Annotated in this window: 27 protein-coding genes; 3 read left to right on the plus strand and 24 right to left on the minus strand. The window is 38.7% G+C overall.

Annotation, left to right across the window (positions count from 1 at the left end; translation table 11 throughout):
* Positions 1–78 precede the first annotated feature (78 nt).
* Entirely contained in the window at positions 79–402 is a 324-nt protein-coding gene (locus ACSVDE_RS09105; RefSeq protein WP_439300613.1) for a hypothetical protein, read from the plus strand.
* Between the two features lie 43 nt (positions 403–445).
* Here ACSVDE_RS09105 and ACSVDE_RS09110 read toward each other — a convergent pair whose 3' ends face one another.
* Genes ACSVDE_RS09110 through ACSVDE_RS09120 form a run of 3 tightly spaced genes read right to left on the minus strand, consistent with a single transcriptional unit; the run spans position 446 to position 2672 of the window.
* Positions 446–1324: a GNAT family N-acetyltransferase gene (locus tag ACSVDE_RS09110; RefSeq protein WP_439300614.1), complete on the minus strand. Its 879-nt coding sequence runs from the start codon at positions 1322–1324 to the stop codon at positions 446–448.
* An 18-nt stretch (positions 1325–1342) separates the two neighbouring features.
* A complete protein-coding gene (locus ACSVDE_RS09115; protein ID WP_439300615.1) occupies positions 1343–2101 on the minus strand; it encodes a class I SAM-dependent methyltransferase in 759 nt (252 codons plus the stop codon).
* Positions 2102–2117: 16 nt separating this feature from the next.
* The gene (locus tag ACSVDE_RS09120; RefSeq protein WP_439300616.1) at positions 2118–2672 is read right to left on the minus strand and encodes a cysteine hydrolase family protein; all 555 of its coding nucleotides are present in this window, start codon (positions 2670–2672) and stop codon (positions 2118–2120) included.
* Positions 2673–2871: 199 nt separating this feature from the next.
* Here ACSVDE_RS09120 and ACSVDE_RS09125 point away from each other — a divergent pair, with 199 nt between their 5' ends.
* Together ACSVDE_RS09125 and ACSVDE_RS09130 are read left to right on the plus strand one after the other, a co-directional pair.
* Positions 2872–3195, plus strand: coding sequence for a hypothetical protein (locus tag ACSVDE_RS09125; RefSeq protein WP_439300617.1), 324 nt, complete (start codon positions 2872–2874; stop codon positions 3193–3195).
* Positions 3196–3263: 68 nt separating this feature from the next.
* Positions 3264–3995 (plus strand): HipA family kinase, encoded by a 732-nt coding sequence (locus ACSVDE_RS09130; protein WP_439300618.1) that lies wholly within the window; start codon positions 3264–3266, stop codon positions 3993–3995.
* Positions 3996–4067: 72 nt separating this feature from the next.
* Here the strand turns inward: ACSVDE_RS09130 and ACSVDE_RS09135 are convergent, their stop codons facing one another.
* The 21 genes from ACSVDE_RS09135 to lpdA all read right to left on the minus strand — a co-directional run bounded on the left by ACSVDE_RS09135 (position 4068) and on the right by lpdA (position 19977).
* Complete coding sequence (locus tag ACSVDE_RS09135; protein ID WP_439300619.1) at positions 4068–4283, minus strand: helix-turn-helix domain-containing protein; 216 nt, start codon at positions 4281–4283, stop codon at positions 4068–4070.
* 10 nt (positions 4284–4293) lie between these two features.
* A complete protein-coding gene (locus tag ACSVDE_RS09140; RefSeq protein WP_439300620.1) occupies positions 4294–4767 on the minus strand; it encodes a DUF2975 domain-containing protein in 474 nt (157 codons plus the stop codon).
* A 139-nt stretch (positions 4768–4906) separates the two neighbouring features.
* Positions 4907–5416, minus strand: a complete 510-nt coding sequence (locus ACSVDE_RS09145; RefSeq protein ID WP_439300621.1) for a hypothetical protein — start codon at positions 5414–5416, stop codon at positions 4907–4909.
* Between the two features lie 313 nt (positions 5417–5729).
* Positions 5730–5972 (minus strand): hypothetical protein, encoded by a 243-nt coding sequence (locus tag ACSVDE_RS09150; protein WP_439300622.1) that lies wholly within the window; start codon positions 5970–5972, stop codon positions 5730–5732.
* A gap of 81 nt (positions 5973–6053) precedes the next feature.
* Positions 6054–6614, minus strand: coding sequence for a sugar O-acetyltransferase (locus tag ACSVDE_RS09155; protein ID WP_439300623.1), 561 nt, complete (start codon positions 6612–6614; stop codon positions 6054–6056).
* A gap of 256 nt (positions 6615–6870) precedes the next feature.
* Positions 6871–7062 (minus strand): PspC domain-containing protein, encoded by a 192-nt coding sequence (locus ACSVDE_RS09160; RefSeq protein WP_439300624.1) that lies wholly within the window; start codon positions 7060–7062, stop codon positions 6871–6873.
* A 425-nt stretch (positions 7063–7487) separates the two neighbouring features.
* Entirely contained in the window at positions 7488–8045 is a 558-nt protein-coding gene (locus tag ACSVDE_RS09165) for a DJ-1/PfpI family protein (RefSeq protein ID WP_439300625.1), read from the minus strand.
* A 529-nt stretch (positions 8046–8574) separates the two neighbouring features.
* A complete protein-coding gene (locus ACSVDE_RS09170; protein WP_439300626.1) occupies positions 8575–8997 on the minus strand; it encodes a VOC family protein in 423 nt (140 codons plus the stop codon).
* A gap of 55 nt (positions 8998–9052) precedes the next feature.
* Positions 9053–9418, minus strand: coding sequence for a GNAT family N-acetyltransferase (locus ACSVDE_RS09175; protein ID WP_439300627.1), 366 nt, complete (start codon positions 9416–9418; stop codon positions 9053–9055).
* 256 nt (positions 9419–9674) lie between these two features.
* Complete coding sequence (locus tag ACSVDE_RS09180; protein ID WP_439300628.1) at positions 9675–10142, minus strand: hypothetical protein; 468 nt, start codon at positions 10140–10142, stop codon at positions 9675–9677.
* 70 nt (positions 10143–10212) lie between these two features.
* Positions 10213–10500, minus strand: a complete 288-nt coding sequence (locus ACSVDE_RS09185; protein ID WP_439300629.1) for a hypothetical protein — start codon at positions 10498–10500, stop codon at positions 10213–10215.
* A 208-nt stretch (positions 10501–10708) separates the two neighbouring features.
* Complete coding sequence (locus ACSVDE_RS09190) at positions 10709–11461, minus strand: phosphotransferase (protein ID WP_439300630.1); 753 nt, start codon at positions 11459–11461, stop codon at positions 10709–10711.
* Positions 11462–11586: 125 nt separating this feature from the next.
* The gene (locus tag ACSVDE_RS09195) at positions 11587–11736 is read right to left on the minus strand and encodes a hypothetical protein (RefSeq protein WP_439300631.1); all 150 of its coding nucleotides are present in this window, start codon (positions 11734–11736) and stop codon (positions 11587–11589) included.
* 103 nt (positions 11737–11839) lie between these two features.
* A complete protein-coding gene (locus ACSVDE_RS09200) occupies positions 11840–12511 on the minus strand; it encodes a 5'-methylthioadenosine/S-adenosylhomocysteine nucleosidase family protein (protein ID WP_439300632.1) in 672 nt (223 codons plus the stop codon).
* 168 nt (positions 12512–12679) lie between these two features.
* A complete protein-coding gene (locus ACSVDE_RS09205; protein WP_439300633.1) occupies positions 12680–13246 on the minus strand; it encodes a hypothetical protein in 567 nt (188 codons plus the stop codon).
* 74 nt (positions 13247–13320) lie between these two features.
* The gene (locus tag ACSVDE_RS09210; protein WP_439300634.1) at positions 13321–13752 is read right to left on the minus strand and encodes a GNAT family N-acetyltransferase; all 432 of its coding nucleotides are present in this window, start codon (positions 13750–13752) and stop codon (positions 13321–13323) included.
* Between the two features lie 156 nt (positions 13753–13908).
* Positions 13909–14949, minus strand: coding sequence for a serine hydrolase domain-containing protein (locus ACSVDE_RS09215; RefSeq protein ID WP_439300635.1), 1041 nt, complete (start codon positions 14947–14949; stop codon positions 13909–13911).
* Positions 14950–15178: 229 nt separating this feature from the next.
* On the minus strand, positions 15179–16519 hold the full coding sequence (locus ACSVDE_RS09220; RefSeq protein WP_439300636.1) for a dihydrolipoamide acetyltransferase family protein: 1341 nt from the start codon (positions 16517–16519) through the stop codon (positions 15179–15181).
* A 20-nt stretch (positions 16520–16539) separates the two neighbouring features.
* A complete protein-coding gene (locus ACSVDE_RS09225) occupies positions 16540–17523 on the minus strand; it encodes an alpha-ketoacid dehydrogenase subunit beta (RefSeq protein WP_439300637.1) in 984 nt (327 codons plus the stop codon).
* A gap of 12 nt (positions 17524–17535) precedes the next feature.
* Entirely contained in the window at positions 17536–18528 is a 993-nt protein-coding gene (locus ACSVDE_RS09230; protein ID WP_439300638.1) for a thiamine pyrophosphate-dependent dehydrogenase E1 component subunit alpha, read from the minus strand.
* Positions 18529–18555: 27 nt separating this feature from the next.
* A complete protein-coding gene (lpdA, locus tag ACSVDE_RS09235; RefSeq protein WP_439300639.1) occupies positions 18556–19977 on the minus strand; it encodes a dihydrolipoyl dehydrogenase in 1422 nt (473 codons plus the stop codon).
* Between the last annotated feature and the right edge of the window lie 2 nt (positions 19978–19979).

Raw genomic sequence — 19979 nt, forward strand, 5'->3', positions numbered from 1 at the left:
GACACCGTTCACCTTTTTATTTACAAAGAGCGGCCTTCGGATTACGCTTGAAGTATCTAATCTAAAGGGGTGTCTGAAGTGGAAAATTCGAATTTCGCCATTGCTCTATATCAACCTAAAGAGGGAAAAGAAGAAGAACTGCTGAAGATCATTGAAGGTCACACACCACTATTACGGCGTGAAGGCTTGATTACCGATTTCCAACCTTTGCTGCTCAAAAGTGAGAACGGTACATATTTAGAACTGTTTCAATGGAAATCTGTCGAGGCAAAAAATCAGGCCCATGAATCCAGTACAGTCATGAAAGTTTGGGAGCATATGATGGAAGTCGCCGAAATGAAAAACCTCTCTTCACTATCAGAAGCCGACCAATTGTTCCCGAATTTCAACCGTTTAAAGTAACATGAAAAAAAAGGACACATAAACCATTTATGTGTCCTTCCACTTAATTGACCTCCAGTACATACGAATTGAGCGTATGTACTTTTTTAAAGCCAGCCCCTACATATAATCTGCATGCTTGTTCATTGTCCGCATCCACACATAAGACAATCTCCTCAAGTTCCTGGAATGAGAACATGAAATCCAACCCTTTCTGAACCAACCGCTTTCCAACACCCTGCTTCCGATACTGAGGTGACACGGCGACATAGTGGATATCTCCTTCGCCAAAAGCAGGATTCGCTTCCACGTAAATGTATCCCTTCAAATCGCCACCATCTTTCTCTACGAACACCTTATTTTCTCGATTTTTCCTACCGAGAATGTCAACGGAAGAGAAATACGTATCTTCAAACGTTTCGTCATGTAACCTTTGAAAATCCTCAATCAATGGATCTGACAGTTCAACGCATTCTTGCCCGACAGTATCAGAGGTATGGTTCCCTTGAGCGATCTTCAAAATAGCATGTCTGTTACGCTTTTCAGCTGCCAACCATTCCATGAACTGATGGGCATTCTGATTTTCCACGTTGTAAAAGCCCACCACCTTTTTCAGATGATCGGAAACTTGTCCATTTAAAAACGCCCACATCAACGTGGCAACTTCATGCCAATCTACATGTCGGACAAACGGTCCCCACAATTCACCTTCTCCACTTTCTTTCTCCAGATCGATGCCAAACACACCTACCATTCGGTCATCCTCAAAGGCAGCGACTAAAGAGGATTCCAACGGTAAATCCGAAAATTCGTTGAGCAAAGTATGTAAGACCTCATCTGTCTGTTCACCACAATAACCGACGTGGTGATGTTTTTCTTTGTTTAACTCCGCTATGAAACTTGCCACTTCTTCATAGACCGGACGATTTTGCAAATGGATCATCATTCGAACTCCTTGCTTTTATTTGTGTACCGTCCCTTCAAACGTGATTGGCTGACCATGCGTCTCGGGATATTTTCCATACTCATAACCGGAAGAAATGACGATATTCTCAAACCCGACCTGCTCCAGGATCGTTTTGAACTCCTCTACCCCGTACCAACGCAATGGAAACTTCTCCAGCTCAGACTGAATCAACGTTCCATCACGCCACTTTTCATAACGGTTGTGACCAACTGTATACTGGTTGATGTAATCGACTTGCACGGTCTTGTCTTCCAGCGTGATGACATCCCCGTTCGCCAACTCCCACGTTCTTGTCGATACTTTTCCAAGCGTAATATCCGTTTGTAAGAACACATCGACGATCAACTTCCCACCATGTTTCAGATGTTTGTGGAAATTCTTTAACGCAGCGATCGACTTCTCCCGCTCATGCAACAGCAAGAAGGTGCCCGTCGGAATGATGATCGCTCCGTATTGGGTGTCCAATGAAAAGGATTCCATTTTTCCATTGAAAAGTGTCGGGTCTAACCCTCGTTGCTTACAGTTTCTTCGGCAGATGCTGAGCATTTCCTCGGATGAATCGAAGCCATCTACTTGGAAGCCCTTTTCCAGCAGAGGAATCAAGATCCGGCCAGTCCCTGTCGCAGGTTCGAGGATCGGTCCCTCCACCGACTCGAGACGTTCCAAGTAGAACTCGATATCGCCGAACGAACGGCCGATCGGCTTATCAATATCATAAATTTCAGATGATAATCGACTATAGTACCCTAGCATATGTATCCCTCGTTTGTTATTTGATTGTTTGCAAATATTGTTCAGTGGTCATCACAGTCGCAAATTCCTCATGCAAAGTAGCAAGCGACACATAGTGGACCGTTTCTGGATCTACATTTTTGCCGTTGTGGTCGACCAGTTCATAAGCAGCAGTCGCATCGGATAACAAGTACGTATCGTACCCGAAGTTTCCGCTCATCCGCGTTGTCGTCGATACACAATGAGGAGTCGTCAACCCTACAATGACAACATGTTCAGCGTGTATACTTTGTAAATACTCATTCAGACCTGTTCCGATGAAAGCACTGTTCACATACTTCGTGAACACTTTCTCACTTTCAATCGGTGCAACGATCTCCTTTATAGTGAATCCTTCCCCTTCATGGTAGAAAACCGAGTCAGGTTTGTCGCTTTTATGCTGGATATGTATGACTTCCCAACCTTTTTCACGATACACATCCAATACTTTTCTCATATTCTCTTCCGCATTCGGATTGTTGCGCTCGCCCCATTTCGGGTCGAAAAATGCATTTTGTACATCAACACTCAACAAAACCTGATTATGTATCATGATCACAAGAACCCCTTTTCTCTTTTATCTGAAATTTCCCACTTCTTCATCATAAGCAAAAGATGTATATTTGTAAATTTATGGACAGCTGCTTACAATCTGATGTGAACCCAAATTTGGACGACTTGGGTACATGTCCATCCAAATTTCTGCTAGTCGCAATATATTAATATGAAACCCGAAGAAAGGGGGATGGAGAATGAGTTTATTTTCAAGTGATGGGTGTTGTAAGAAGAAAGGAAAGAAATGTGATTCATTCGGCTGTGAACTCGTTAAACGGTTGAATGTCGGGGACAGAGTCCGTATCACATTCGGAGATGATTACTTCTTGATTACGACTACAGACCCTACTTCCACAGCAGCTGTACTGAGATTCGTTTGTTTAGAAGAAGACATCTGTGCTGCAACATTTATTAGTGAAGACAATGATGGTGACCTGAACCTCCCAGTCACAGTTGACTGCAGAGAGATAAAAGGGATTCAATATTGGGGCAATACACCTCAAGATAACAGCAGCGAGTAACAGAAATTGGATGGGGTGTCTAATCGGCCACCCCTTTTTAGTTTGAAGATAGATTAGGAGGGCAGGCCATGGTGACACCAATTAAAGTCATCAAGGAATTACATGGTTTCACACGTCCACAAATCATACAATTTGATAACGAAAGGCAGTATGTCGTCAAATTCCAACATTACCTTGGTGGATCAAAATATCTGGTTCGTGAGTATGTTATCGGTAGACTTGCTCAAGAACTGAACCTTCCCATCGTTCAATTCGATACCATTCAGATACCGAAAAGCTTCATCAGAAAAAATGGAAGACTATTCAAGCATCGATTTAAGCACGGGACACAATTTTGCAGTGAGTATCTAACGAATTGTATTGACTTGAACAAATTTAGACCGAATGAACATCAACTCATCAATCGGGATGCAGGACCTAAAGTCTTCGTATTTGATGTATGGACAGGTAACAAGGATCGACATCGGAAAAATATCCTTTGTCAAAAACTCGAGGACGATCAATACTTCATTCATATAATAGACCACACCCATACGTTTGCGGAAACCAACTATCAACAGTTGCATTCAAGTAAAAAACATATACACGATTGGTTACTATCCATTTCAAATTGTAAAGACGCCACATTAACGTTTATCAAACAAATTGAGGAGTTTCCTGAAGATAAATTAGACGAACTTCTTGAATCCATACCTTCTGATTGGAAAGTCACCGATCAAAAAAAGCAAGCTATAAAAGCCTTTTTAGAAAGATCTAAAGAACAATTAGCAAAGAACATGAATGCGATACTAGCAACTTAATCGATATTGTATAACTGCTCAGTAAGTACCCTTAGCACTGACAGCTTAGGGTACTTTTTATCATGGGTGTTTTTATTCATGCTCGTCATTTCTATATTCTAAAATGTCTCCTGGTTGGCAATCCAACGCTTTGCAAATTGCCTCCAACGTTGAAAATCGAATCGCTTTGGCTTTTCCGTTCTTTAAGATAGAAAGATTGGACATCGTTATACCAACCTTTTCGGTGAGTTCTGTTACGCTCATTTTTCTTTTCGCTAGCATCACATCAATATTAATTATGATTGCCATAATAACCACCTCACACTGTCAGATCATTTTCTGTTTTTATGGTGATGGCTTGTTGTAAAAGCTTCTGGAGAACAGCAGCAAAGACAGCGACCACCATTGGGGCGAAAATAAGAATGAACCCCATGAGGATGACTCCTGGTGCATCGTCTTTTTCTCCAATAAGGTAGAAAAAGGGTAAGCATACGAGATAGAAGACGCTGATAGTACTGGCACAGAACTTGATTGTTTTCAAAGCACCTATGGACGATTGTGAGAACGCTCGGTTTTGATCAATATAGCTCAACAAACGATAAGCCTGGAACAAACCGATTAAATATGGAACCGTTGATGCATACATACCGATTAAGACTGGATAAAAATAATTCGCAAATTGACTATCTGATACTTCTCGCGCAATCCACGGTAACAAAAATATACACATCCCGATGATTGGAATGGCTAGGAGAAAGACAACCACCTTCAGGAAGAGCGTTCCTCTATTCATTAAAAGCACCTCGCTTATTTATTTTAGTTAAATATACTACGTTATTTATTGTTTTACAATAAATAATTGTTATTTATTAATATATATCTCACAGACAAAATAAAAAGCACTCCTTATGAAGGAATGCTCCTAGCTGAATTTAGTTTAAAATTTTCTGCTTTTCTTTCATGTATTTTGTTTCGCATTTCAGCTTTTGAAATTCAATGTAGTTTCCTGATTTTTTATCCCGGTTGATTTCCACCCATTTAGAGCCGTTGAGCTTTAAATGAATCATTACATTTGTGTTGTTAAGCTGTTTATACAAAAGATAAGCTTCTTGTGGTCTTACAAATAACATAGGATTTCCACGAGATGCCACATTAAAATATTCTTTCAAAGAATTGTAGTAGTCATCTCTTAGCTTTCCACCGTAAATCATATATGCCGTTTCCAGACCTTCTCTTGTTACTTTTCGGTAATTCACTTCATCTATATCAAGGTTGAACCCGGCAATGATATCCTTCATTACCAATCGATTGTATTTTTCATTTCTCAATTCCATCTTTTTCATACATTCTTCCGATAACCTTGGTTGTTCAGCATAGGATTTGAATGGGACTAGGGTTAGACCAATTAACACAACTACAAATAAGTACATTTCTCTCTTCAAAAACATCACCCCAATATATTTTCATTGTAGTATCCCTCATCACTTAACGAATTACACTCAGGTATATAAATGTGAAGCTTCCTACTTTATATTGGGGAATCTTAATCATCTAAAACGATCTACTTGTCTATCTTTTCTATAACAAATTTCTAACTAAATGAATGAACAGAAATAGCTGCCACAATGCTGCACCTATGAAAATGATGTAAAACTCTATCTTGAATGAATAGTAAGTTATGGGTGCAAACATTAACCAAGACATGAAGGGTGATGAATTCAAATCGTTGTATTGGATTGTCTTTCGTCTGTTCCCCTAATTAATCCTTTCCGAAATCCTTTCTATCAGAGTCCAAATCAAATAAATCAGGGCTGACATACCGATTACAATCAATAACCCGTTCATTAATAAATCTACATCCAATTCATTAATGATGAGATATGGATCACCATTCTCGTCTCCATAGATATATTTCCAACCGTTGTATTCAAGTGTGTAATAAGAAATGATGAGACCTAAGATTATTCCACCCACTAATGAGATTACGCTCTTTTTCAAACTAATCCCACCTTTAAGTTTTTATTTATTATTTACGAATGGTTATGTATTTTGTTTCGGTATTATTCCAGAATGAGCTGCTCAAACTTCTATCTCTTTAATTACTTTTGCTGGATTACCGCCAACAAACACATTCTCGGGGACATCTTTCGTTACTACTGCACCAGAGGCGATTACCACATTATGCCCAACTTTTACACCAGGGTTAATGATTGCACCTCCTCCAATCCACACATTATTTCCAAATGTAATCGGTTTGGCGTATTCTCTACCTGAATTACGTTCTGTCGGTTGAAGAGGATGAGTTGCTGTATAGATTTGTACACCAGGACCAAGCATACAGTGGTCCCCAAATCGTACTTCACAGACATCTAAGATGGTACAATCGAAATTCGCAAAAAAGTCCTCTCCAACATGCGTGTTATAACCATAGTCAAATCTGATATTTGGCTCCATATAAACGTTTTTACCAGTAGATCCAAGTAGTTCTTTCAATATTCCTATCCGTTTTTCATGTTCAGTCTCCAATGTATGATTATAGATTCTGACCTTTCGTCTAGCTTCCTCCCGTTCTTTTAATAAGACTGGGTCAGCTGGATCATACATTTCTCCTGCTAACATCTTCTCTTTTTCTGTTCTCATAAAGTAAATCTCCTTTTTATATTCCTCTTCCAAAGTAAGAAAGCGTAACCCTTAATTAGATTAACGCCTCCTAGAGGATTTTCGTCTATTCATTATTAGATTACTACCGAATGCAATCAATACGATTGATATTGGAAGAGTATAAAAATCATTCACAGGTGTAAATAAACCTAGCAGAAAAATAGTAATCCCAAAGATTATTAAACCTATTCCCATTACAAGTCCCCCAGTGAAATAAAATATGTCCTTCAGAATTCTATAAAGTTGGAGGGGTATCGTCAAGCGTGTTAGCAAGAATCAGATATATAAGTAAAGAAGTTGGCAGTGTAAGTACAAATATTAATCTAACAGCTAACGAAGAAATACCAAAAAACTCAGCTATTCCCCCACAAACTCCTTGTATGGACTTATCAATATATGATCTTCTTAAATTTCTTTTATACATCATAGCCCCCCCTCCTTCTCACATATTTAAATCAAAACCACTATTTTAGAGTTACACATAGTAGCCGATAGCATTTAGTATGACAACCCCAATGCCAGTCACAACAAACCCAGTTACAGCAAGGATTATGACAGTTCTAAAATGCTTCGTTTCTACCCATATTGTAATTCCTAGAATCATAGTAAATAAGACGCCGAAAAATATTGAAGCATAAGGATTAGTAGGTGTTATCCAGTCATACCAACTAATAAAATCCATGGAATACCTCCCATTAATAAAGCTTATTTCTTTCTATACGCATTAATCAATCAAAAAGTTTCTTATATTTTCCAGAAGGAACAAGGGTACAAAAAAAGAGCGTACAAATTTTTAAATACTTACTAAAAAAAGACCAACCAGCAATATGGTTGATCTTTTCCTGTACGCTATTATCCTCTAAGTTGATTTTTAAAGAACAAGACTGTTTCAAGTTCATCTTCTCTGTCTTCAAATATTTTCAGTTCTTTACCAACCGCAACACTAAATTCAATATAGGCATTCCCTTCAGCGGTTATTAGATTTTCACACACAGTCACATCTGATTCACTTTTGAATGTTTGATCAAAGTAATGTAAGTACTCTGGCTCTTCAATTGAGGTCGAGTATTTTCTTTCCCGTAATATTCCTGTTGCTGCAAGAAATGTCGGAGCGCCACAAATGGCAGCAATGTATTTCCCTTGTTCATCGAACTTACGGATAAGATCCAACAAGCGCTCCTCTTTATCTAGTGGAGCAGGCTCGCCTCCGGGTATGATCAACATTTCATATTCTGATGGGTCGCAATCCTCAATATTCAGATCAGGCATGATCTTGAACATACCTTTATGAGTGACTTCCTCTGTTAATGCTACTGTTTCAATAGCAATATCCGAAATACTTAACATGTAAGACAATGGACTAATCTCCCAATCTACATATCCATCATACAGAAAAAATAAAACTTTCAAATGTTCATCCCCTTTGTCATTTTAAATTCTACAACGACCTGTTTCTTTGTTTTTAATATGTTTCATATATAACAACCCCTTTATGTAATCGTAAGCTTTGACCAACTAATTCTTGAAAAAACTAATTAGCCAGTTCATAAAGAACAATAATGTGATAATTAATAGTATGGTATTAGTTATACGAAGCCAAAAGATGCCTACTTTAGAAATATGCGGTTCGCCTTTAAACAGCCATCGTTTCCCGAATAAATAGCTTTTTTCGGAATTTTTTATGGACCATATTAACAACACTACAAATGGAACACCGAATACAATCACCAAAAACCACTGAGTGAATGGATGAGGTGAAAAATCCGGAATTTTCTCTTCACCTAACATTTTCTATACTCCAATCTAATTCTTTCTATCGATTGCACACACACTCCAGTTAGGATTAAGCCTACCATTGAACTTGAAAATGAGTAAGCCCCCTGTGCCATTGAACAGGAGGCGTTGTTGGTTGAAATAGTAAGAGCTTGTTTCTTGTAAGTTACTCCGCTGGAACATTCACATTAAAACTAACCCCGAACCTGTCTTTTACCATCCCATACAATGGGCTAAAATCCGTCTTATGAAGGGGGATAAGGACTTGTCCGCCGTCTTCCAAAGCAGCGAAAATGTCTCTCGCTCTTGACTCTTCCTTTGGATGGATGGCAATCTGAATTGTATCGCCTGGCTGATAAGGCATGCCTTCAAACGTATCAGAGAACATAAGGTCCCCATCGCCAACTTTCAAATGTGCATGCATGACACGATCTTTCATATCATCCGACAGCGGATTATTCAGGTCCGCCGGCATATCTCCGTAAGTCATGATACCGATTACTTTACCGCCCAGCGCTTTCTCGTAAAACTGGACTGCTTCTCTCGCGTTACCGTCAAAAAATAAATATGGGTTCAGTGAAATTGACATTATTCAACAACTCCTTTGGAATAATAAAGAAAACCCTAATTGAAAGAGAAAATCATTAATCAAACTTAGCAAACGATACTAGATCACCTTTATCACACGATGAAAATCCGTGTTTTTGATAAAAGGCTCTTACATCCACCGCATCATTCGTTAATAACACTTTTTGTCTGACATCTTTATATCTTGATAACAGCAATTCAAGAAGGTGTGAACCAATTCCATTATTCTGGTATGCTTTCAGAACCAATATATCTTGGATATAGATAATGGTCTTTCCATCACCGACAGCTCTAATTAACCCTACCAATTTGTCATGATCCCAAGCCGTAATAACCTTTAAAGAACAGTTTATTGCTTCCTTCAGTTTTACGATATCATTAGTATAAGCTGACCAGTTCGCATCATTATATAATGTTTTCACTGCATAGATTTCTAACTCAGTATCTTCTTCATATTTTATATTTATGTTTTCGCCTCCCTAATTACTTTTCAAGAGACACCTATCCCCATCCTAACCATATAAATCACCTTGTCAAAATTTTTCCTGCCAACTGTTATTTAAAGATTCGATAAAAGGACCGTTTATCCTTCAAACGGTAAACGAACCTATTAATAAGGTTAGATATAAAACAAAAAAAGCATTAATCCTTTAATAGATCAACGCTCATTCAAATAGCTTATTCCACTTTTATAACAAAATTATAAAAAGCATCACCATGAGATAAGTGTTCTACCTTTTCGTCCATCCACCATACTCCATAAGAATAATAGTAAACGCCCCTCTGCAAAGGGACATTGAAACTATTATTTTTTACACTTACTTCAATTTCTTCATCATTCTCATTGATCTGTAGGACATGAAACTCATTTGGTTTTGGTTCAAAATTGATTACAAGATTTATTTCTTCTCCTTGTTTCACTGGAATCGGTTCTTTCCCTTTCAAAATTTCTTTAGGTCCAACTGTATCTACACAAATCCCTTTTCCTTTTCCTTTCCAGCAATAAGTTCCTAAAATGGTTCTAAAAGTTTCACTTCCCACTTTTACGAAAGCTTCTGGAGGCCTTTCTCCATCCAAGCCATTATTCGAGCATCCGCTAAGGGTTAATCCAATTAGAAACAAAAATATGACTAGTGTATTTTTCATATGGTAACCCCTTCATATGATTTAGCCTATCTTTCATAGAAATTCGCCAAAGAAAGTTGAACAAGAAAAATCATTTTTTCTTACCTCTTAGTTCTAAAATTATAGGTGATATATTTAGTAAGATAGAAACGATTGTTAAAACCCATAATGCCCTTTCCATACCAGGTACTACATCTAATAAAGCTGCCCAATCTTCCACTTTTACCCATCGAGATACAAGACTGTATTCTGCACAAAGTGTTAATGCTGTAAATGATAATCCCATTGCCATAGCAAGCTTATAATCCTTTCCTGCTGTATACATATAAAGATTTATAATAGTTGCTACTATTGCAATAACCCCTAATATTACCCACATAACTAATACCTCCATATATTTTAATCATATCCTGATAAATAATAATGTGCTTCATCCCAGTTTTTAAATTACTTTTAATTTCTTTTGAATAAATCTGCACTCTAGATTTATAGCAATTATTCCAAAATATAGGTATTAACTCAATCATTAATTCCATAATAAAAAGACATATCCAAACATCAGATATGCTCCCGTTTGTTGAATAAAATTATCTTGTAGAACAATAATAATTTACAATTTCCATTAGTCGATTGGAATTTTCAGATGATACATTCTCAGACAATCTTGCTGCAGCAATTATTGGAGCCCATTGAAAGATCTCATCTTTTGACAAGCCACTTTTTTCGCAATAAATTCGCAAATACATATCAGCTAATTCTAATGAAAGTTGTGAATACAGCAGATACGTCCTATATATATCGGCCCGTAAATCACCAGCACTTGAATCTACCCAATCAATAATTGTCACTTTATTTTCCGACATAATTAAGTTAAATAAATGATAATCTCCATGACAAAGCCTTTTTTCAAATTTCATTGAGTTTAACTTATCTATCAAAGCTAACTTCACTTTATATCCTAAAGCAGAAGCATTTTCTATTTGTCGAGTCAATTTTTTTGACATAAGTTCGATTGTATTGGCTTCAATTTGATGAATTTTTTGTTGTATATCTATGGAAATGCTCATGTAATATTCTGCTTGTTCTATATTACCTGATAAAATCTTCCCTACTGTTCTTCCTTTGATGTATTCCATAATAAGAGCTTGCTTACCTTCTATTTTTGTGACATCCAATACCTTCGGAACAGAGAGTCTACACGAATAAGCATACTTCTGTTTAAACGCTTCATTTATAGATTCATTATCTGGTAAATTGTCATTAAATAACTTGATGATTTTATTTTCATAAAGATAGATCTTTGCTGTGTTTCCTATCGCTACTGGAGTACCTAAATTCATTTGACTCTAATACCCCCTCTCTTAATACCAATTATTTCAAATTATAAGATTTAACACAATTAAAAATTTCATAATTAAGGGACATCTCCTATTCTGGATATGCCCCTATAATGGAATAAAACAAATCAAGACTCTTTGTTTTTCTGTTCTTCAAGAAGATCGTGTATTTTTTTAATATAGATACTAGTTTCAGAGCTATCAATCCCCATTCTTACTCCATAATAAATTATACCAAATAGCATTATCGCTCCTAATAATAGAAATATAATTGCCAAGAATAAAAACCACCTTTCATATAATAGAGCGAACACTTCTAAGAAAATCGCCTCGTTTGTTGAATAAGGTCAGCAATATTAACCTTTCTATTAACCAATTTATTTATATAAATCTATTTAAATATTCGCCAAATATTTTGTTCATAACTTTGGGGGTGTTTTCTAAATAAACATTAATTTGTTCAATGTTCGATTCGAATTGATCAGAGTTACTTTCTTCCGTTGGAAAGTCAGATATCCCTTTTATAATAATACATTCAACATCATTCTTCTTACAGATATAAGCAATTGCACTCGCTTCTGTATCGGCTATTGTTATTTCGTTTTCTTTAAGTTCTAAATAGTCCTTCCACATAACAACTGCTTTATCAGCGGTGGCAATTGTTCCAGTATAAAAATCATCTCCATATTTTGATAGAGCAATATCGACTATGAAGGATTTTTTAATAAGAGGCTCAATTTCTTTTACTGTGCAATCATATTGAACGGCTTTATCGGGTACAAAAATATCTAAATTACTGAACTTATCATCTATTCCTGCACAAGTTCCAGCAACGATAACTTTAGTTAAATTAAAACTAGAAATCATATACTGATTACCACCAACACCATTTACTTTTCTTACACCTGTACTATAAAAAACCAGTTCGGCATCATTAATTGTTCTTATAAAATACTCGCCAAATGGGTAATCGATACGTTCGTTATCTTTTATGCTATAGTATTTCAATGTTGCTTCGTATTCCCACTTCGTTGCTATGCTTATTCCTATCATCGACTGATCACCCTACAAATTTAATTAGTCACTTTAAAATGTCTATACATGGTCAGAATTTCATGTTTATGCCTATTCTTCTTTCCTCGATTCAACAAAAATTGTTATTGATATGTAAGTATCCTTTTTTCCTAACCTGCTTGGTAAGCACAATAAGGGACCTGCCTGTTATCCTCCCTTTCGACTAATCAATTTTAGAACCTGGAGTCCATCACTTTCTCGGGAATCGTAGAATTGGCCAAATCTTCTAGAATACACCATTGGAATAGCCGTGAAGATTAATTCCCAAAATAAAAAAACAGAACTTGCAAATATTAAATAATCTATAAAAACATTTAAGTCTTTTAAATCTAATAAAAAAAAAGTAATTGTAATTACGAGCATCACAAGTGTAATTATAGGACCGGATAATAAGCTTGCAATTTTATATTTCTTAGAAAATTGATTCCAGTTAGATATAGTGAAACTGCCGTTAATTAATATAAGGGGAAATATCTTAAACCTTATCTTTCCTAACGTTATGATCATACGCCTAGACAAACCTTTATAAGGTATTCCTAATTGTATGTATACTTTTTCTGATTGAGAATAAACAGGTAAAACGTGACCTAATTCATGGATCAACACAAACATTGGCCCTAAAATAAGGGTCACTAACGTTAAAACATACAAAAATTCTAAAATAGAACTCCCTCCTACCCTAACCTTCAACCCTACCGCAATAAATTTATACAAAGCTATTCCCCTATTTTAAGAATAGCCCCCGTTTACGCAATAACAAATGATATTCTATTAATTAGCTGAATTAGTTAAGTAAGAGCCTTACCGTATCCAATACTTTGAGCCTCAAAGCCCATACTTAAATAAAATTGGTGTGCATCCTTTCTCTCTTTACGATTTCCACTATTTAAAGCTATTGCATTAACACCTTGGTCTCTTGCCCAACTTTCGATTTCTTTCATCAACTTTTTTCCTATGCCTTTCCTTCTGTAATTTGAATCAACAACAAAAGCTACAATTCGAACATAAGAACCATCGTATTCGTAGAACAAATTAGTACATAATCCTGCCATTCCAACAAGATGATCCTCAAACTCTGCAACTAATGTATGATAGCATGTATGCGAAAAAATCTTTTCAAACCTCGGTTCAAATTGTTCTAATGTGGTTGGGTAACCAAGTTGTTCCATTAAAGAGACCATTTGTAGCGCATCTTCTTTTGTAGCTTCCCTAACTTTCATACATACCTCCATTAATGAATTCACCTTAGCCCTTCTATCACGGAGTTTACCTATGGAATTCTAAAACCCTGTTATTAAAATAGATGAAATAAAAGTCAGTATTCATATAGTATTATCTAAAACATGTACGTCAAAAGTGAAAAACTTAATACAAGTTCACCTGTTTTTATATTCTTTTTTGTAGGTTTTTATGATATCCAGCATTAGTTTCGCTGCAACTCTATGTCCGACAAACTGATTAACTGTGCCAGTAAAATATAGATCCGTTTTAGGGTGATAAAATGCAAATGCACCAGATTGACCCCAGTGTCCAATCAACCCTTCTTTTAGCTCTACTAATGAAATCGGCTGACTCGCTATCCCAACTCCATAATAAAATAATCCGGGACCAAAAAGGATTCTCCAGCTTTTAAGCTCTTCAAAATCTTTTTTTGGAAAAAAGCGCCCATTAAAAAAAGCTTTTAAAAAAATCATTGTATCTTCTGCTGTGGAGACAATACCACCTTCAGGTCCAATAGACGATATATAAACCGGCAAATGCAGTTTCTTATCTTTGTAATATAAATGAGCTGGTCCTGAATCGTTTACATCTTCATACAAATACGTATTTCCTAAACTTAATTCGTTAAAAATTCGCTCTTTGAAGACCGTACGTATGTCTTTATCCGTTACGATTTCAATAATTTTTCCTAAAAGCTGAAAGTTTGTATCGGAGTATTGGGCCTTCTTTCCAGGTGCAAATTTAGGAGTCTTCCGTTTTGCGTGAGCAATCGTTCTATGAAAGCCCCATTCTTGATCTTTTCCTGCTGTTAGTTCAGAAACGACTTCAGAAGAAAAATAATCTGGAATTCCTGATGTATTTGACATTAATTGTTTAATTGTAATTTCATTGGAGTAATCAACATTTTTAAAGACATGGAGTTGATGAAGAATATCATCTGAGAGGTATCTTGATATTTTATCATCTAACTGAAGTTGCTTTTCAGCTCTTAATTCTAATAAGACAGCTGTAACGTATAATTTCGTTACACTTGCTATGAAGTAGGGTTGTTCTACTGTTAAGTTACCAGCACTACTTATTAGAGATAATGAGCCATCACCTTTTTCAACACATATTACTGATCCAAAAATGTTCTTTTTTGACACAGCATTGGACGTAATGTCATCAATGTTGAAATCGTTGATTGATTTTATCAATTTAAAACCTCCATATATTTTTTATAAAAGAAAGGGTATGAATGGTTCTTAGGAGGGATCTACTTTATTTGACTTATGTATGAATTCTGAACGTTTACTGAATAAACTAGGTTGCTCATTTGGTAAATTCTGATAATTATAACTAAATTGTAACATATGATCTCGAGTACAAAAATATTAATCCATAAGAAAAGCGCAAGCGAGGATTCGCTTGCGCTGCTTTAAGTTATTAATAGATGCTTGTGTTGTCTTTCGTTGTGTTTTCGACGATTTCTTTGACGCGGGAAAGGAATCTTCCACAGATCAATCCGTCGAGTACACGGTGGTCGAGTGACATACAGAGGTTTACCATGTCACGTACGGCAATCATGCCATTATCCATGACCACTGGTCGTTTCACGATCGATTCAACCGATAGGATCGCTGCTTGCGGGTAGTTGATGATCGGCGTAGATTGGATGGAACCGAATGAACCCGTGTTGTTCACTGTAAATGTTCCGCCCTTCATGTCGTCACCGGAAAGTTTTCCAGTGCGGACTTTAGTCGCCAAGTCATTCACTTCACGTGCAATACCCTTGATGCTCTTCTCATCCGCATTCTTGATGACTGGAACGAAGAGAGAATCATCCGTAGCAACCGCAATTGAGATGTTGATGTCTTTCTTCTGTACGATCTTGTCGCCTGCCCACATGGAGTTGATCATAGGGAATTCTTTCAGTGCTTCAACGACAGCTTTGATGAAGAAAGGAAGGAATGTGATGTTGTATCCTTCTTTCGATTTGAAGTCGCCTTTCACACTGTTTCGATATTCCACAAGGTTCGTTACGTCGACTTCCATCATCATCCATGCGTGTGGTGCTTCATGCTTACTGCGGACCATGTTGTCAGCAATCGCACGACGGACGCCGCTTATAGGAATCTCGACATCACCTGGTTCTACCGGGATGTTCATCGGTTTAGAAGCTGGCTTGGATGCTGCAGCAGCTGCTGGAGCTTCCGCTTGTGGTGCTGCTGCTTTTTCTGGTGCAGGAGCTGCCTCTTCCTTCGGCTTGTCGCCAGCCTTCGGAATGTTACCCGATTCAATCAACTTCTGAAGGTCTTTACGAGTAATACGTCCTTCGCGGCCAGAACCTTCGACTTGCTCAAGGTCGATGTCGTGCTCTTGAGCGAGCATCATAACAGCCGGAGAATAACGGACTTTACCGTTTTTCGGTTGCTTCGGCTTTTCTTTCTGAGGTGCTTGTTCTTTAGGTGCATCTTCAGCAGAAGCATCTTCTACTGGATCAGCTTCTACAGGAGCCTCTTCCTTCGCTTCAGCACCCGCTCCGCCTTCTGTTTCGATGTAGCAGACGAGCTCTCCTACTTCAAGCGTATCTCCTTCTCCTGCAACAAGTTCCTTGATTGTACCTGTGTAGGATGAAGGGATTTCTGCGTTTACTTTATCAGTCATAACTTCCGCAATTGGATCATACTTTTTTACTTCGTCTCCAACTTGAACGAGCCACTTACTGATGGTACCTTCTGTTACACTCTCACCAAGCTGGGGCATGGTTATTTTTTCTGTTGCCATTTTGTTTCCCTCCTTGGAGATTAAAATTCTGCTAGATCACGCATCGCTTTTTCAACTTTATCTGGGTTGATCATGAAGTGTTTTTCCATAGTTGGTGCATAAGGCATTGCCGGTACGTCTGGTCCAGCAAGACGTTGGATTGGTGCATCCAATTCGAATAGGCAGTTCTCTGCAATGATGGCAGAAACTTCACTCACGATGCTTCCTTCTTTGTTGTCTTCTGTTACGAGCAATACTTTACCTGTCTTGGAAGCTGCCTCGATGATCGCTTCTTTATCCAATGGATAAACGGTACGAAGGTCAAGCACGTGTGCAGAATAGCCGTCTTTTTCAAGCTTTTCAGCTGCTTGAAGTGCAAAGTGGACAGCCAATCCGTAAGTGATGACGGTAATGTCTTCACCTTCACGTTTCACATCCGCTTTTCCGATCGGTAGTGTGTAATCGTCTTCCGGAACTTCTCCCTTAATCAGACGGTAAGCACGCTTGTGCTCGAAGAATAAGACAGGATCGTCGTCACGGATTGCCGCTTTCAATAATCCTTTTACATCATAAGGTGTTGAAGGCATGACGATCTTCAAACCTGGTATATTCGCAAAAAGTGCTTCAACGGACTGAGAGTGATAAAGCGCACCGTGAACTCCCCCACCGTATGGCGCACGGATTGTCAACGGGCAGTGCCAATCGTTGTTGGAACGGTAGCGGATTTTCGCTGCTTCCGAAACGATCTGGTTCACTGCAGGCATGATGAAGTCCGCAAATTGCATCTCAGCAACTGGACGCATACCGTACATTGCAGCTCCGATACCAACTCCAGCAATCGCAGATTCTGCGAGTGGTGTATCGATGACACGATCTTCACCGAATTGTTCATGAAGACCTGCAGTGGCACGGAATACTCCGCCTCGCACACCGACGTCTTCTCCAAGTACGAATACTTTGTTGTCACGTTCCATTTCTTCACGTAAAGCTTGGGTTACTGCATCTATATAAGAAATTACTGGCATATGTTCGTCCCCCTATTCCGCATACACGTATTTGAGCGCACTTTCAGCGTCAGCATACGGTGCTTCTTCAGCATAATCCGTCGCTTCGTCCACTTCTTTATCAATGCGTTCAGTGAGTTCTTTCGCCTTTTCTTCCGTTAAAATCCCCATTTCCTCGAGGTATTTCTTGAAAGTGATCAAAGCGTCTTTCTGTTTCGCTTCCTCAACCTCTTCACGCTCACGATAAGCACGGTCGTCATCATCACTGGAGTGAGGAGTCAGACGGTAAGAAACGGTTTCAATCAAGGATGGACCTTCACCACGACGTCCACGGTCAGCCGCTTCTTTCACTGCCTCATAGACTGCAAGTGGGTCGTTTCCATCAACCGTCACACCTGGCATTCCATAACCGATTGCACGGTCGGATACTTTTTCACAAGCCAATTGCTTGGAAACCGGAATAGAGATTGCGTACTTATTGTTTTCACACATGAAGATGACCGGAAGCTTATGTACTCCCGCAAAGTTGGCAGATTCGTGGAAATCACCTTGGTTGGATGAACCTTCACCGAATGTTGTGAACGTCACAAGGTCTTTGCCTTCCATCTTACCTGCTAACGCAATACCGACAGCATGTCCCACTTGTGTTGTAACTGGAGAAGATCCAGTAACAATGCGGTTCTTCTTTTGACCGAAGTGACCTGGCATTTGACGACCGCCAGAGTTCGGATCTTCCGCTTTCGCAAATCCTGAAAGCATCAAGTCACGTGCAGTCATACCGAAGTGAAGAACAACGCCCATATCACGGTAGTATGGAAGGACATAATCCTTTTCTTTATCCAATGCCATCGCAGCACCAACTTGAGCTGCCTCTTGTCCTTGACAAGAGATGACAAATGGAATTTTACCAGCACGGTTCAAGAGCCACATTCTTTCATCGATCTTTCTAGCCATTAACATCGTTTCATACATTTTCAATACATCTTCATCAGATAAACCTAATCTTTCATGACGATTTTCGGCCATCACATTACCCTCCTTAAGAGTCTTCCTTTAGTTATGAATCGCTTTCCCATCAACAGCGAGTGCAGCTTCCCCGATGACTTCTGATAGAGTCGGGTGAGGATGGACAGAGTGAGCGATTTCCCAAGGTGTTGCATCTAATACTTTCGCTAGACCAGCTTCGGAAATCATATCCGTTACATGCGGTCCGATCATATGGACACCTAAAAGGTCATTGGTTTCTTTATCGGCAATCAATTTGACGAAACCATCGGATTGACCGTAAACAAGCGCTTTACCGATTCCTTTGAAAGAGAACTTACCGACTTTCACGTCGTATCCTTGTTCTTTTGCTTCATCTTCTGTCAAACCGACACTTGCCATTTCAGGGTTTGAGTAGATACATTTTGAAATCGTTGTATAATCCATTGGATGTGGATTGTTCTCAGTCATGTGCTCAACAGCTGCAATCCCTTCATGGGACGCAACATGTGCCAATTGCAATCCACCGATGACATCTCCGATTGCATAAATGTGGGAGTCCTTCGTCTGGAAGTATTCGTTTACTTGGATTGCACCTTTTTCCACTTGGATTTCTGTGTTTTGAAGACCGATGTCTTCAACGTTCGGCTGACGTCCAACAGACACGAGCAATTTATCAGCAGAGAAGGATTTTTCTTCTCCTTTATGTTCTGCCTTGATTGTAACGCCTTCACCTTTTTCAAGTGTTTCAGGCAATACTTTCGCGCCAGTGACGATGTTGACACCCTTCTTCTTCAAGATGCGCGTCGCTTCTTTCGAGATTTCCTTGTCTTCTGTCGGTACGATACGATCTGCGTATTCTAAAACCGTTACGTCTAATCCGAAATCGATGAACATGGAAGCCCACTCGATCCCGATGACGCCACCCCCGACGATGATGATGGAAGATGGAAGCTCTTGAAGCTCCAATGCTTCGTCAGAAGTCATCACGAGGTCTCCATCAACTTCAAGTCCAGGCAATGTTCTTGGACGTGAACCTGTAGATACGAGAAGGTTCTTCGGTACGAGGATCACGTTTTCATCTCCGTTGTTGAACTCGACAGAAACGGCTCCTGGCATCGGAGAAAAGATGGATGGTCCTAGAATTCGTCCATGACCTTCGAATACATCGATTTTCCCTTTTTTCATCAGGTGTTGGACACCCTTATGGAGCTGATCGATGATACCTTGTTTACGTTGTTGGACTCTTTCGAAGTTAAGAGCAACGTCTTTCGCGATGACTCCGAATTCTTCACCTTTTTTCGCTGTAGCAAAGACTTCTGCACTTCGAAGTAATGCTTTACTCGGGATACATCCTTTATGTAGGCACGTTCCGCCTAGCTTACCTTTTTCTACAATCGCAACGGATAATCCAAGCTGGGATGCTCGAATCGCTGCTACATATCCGCCTGTTCCTCCACCGAGGATGACGAGATCATAATTCTCAGCCATGA

This window comes from Pseudalkalibacillus sp. Hm43, from assembly GCF_051842935.1.
Taxonomy (GTDB): domain Bacteria; phylum Bacillota; class Bacilli; order Bacillales; family Fictibacillaceae; genus Pseudalkalibacillus.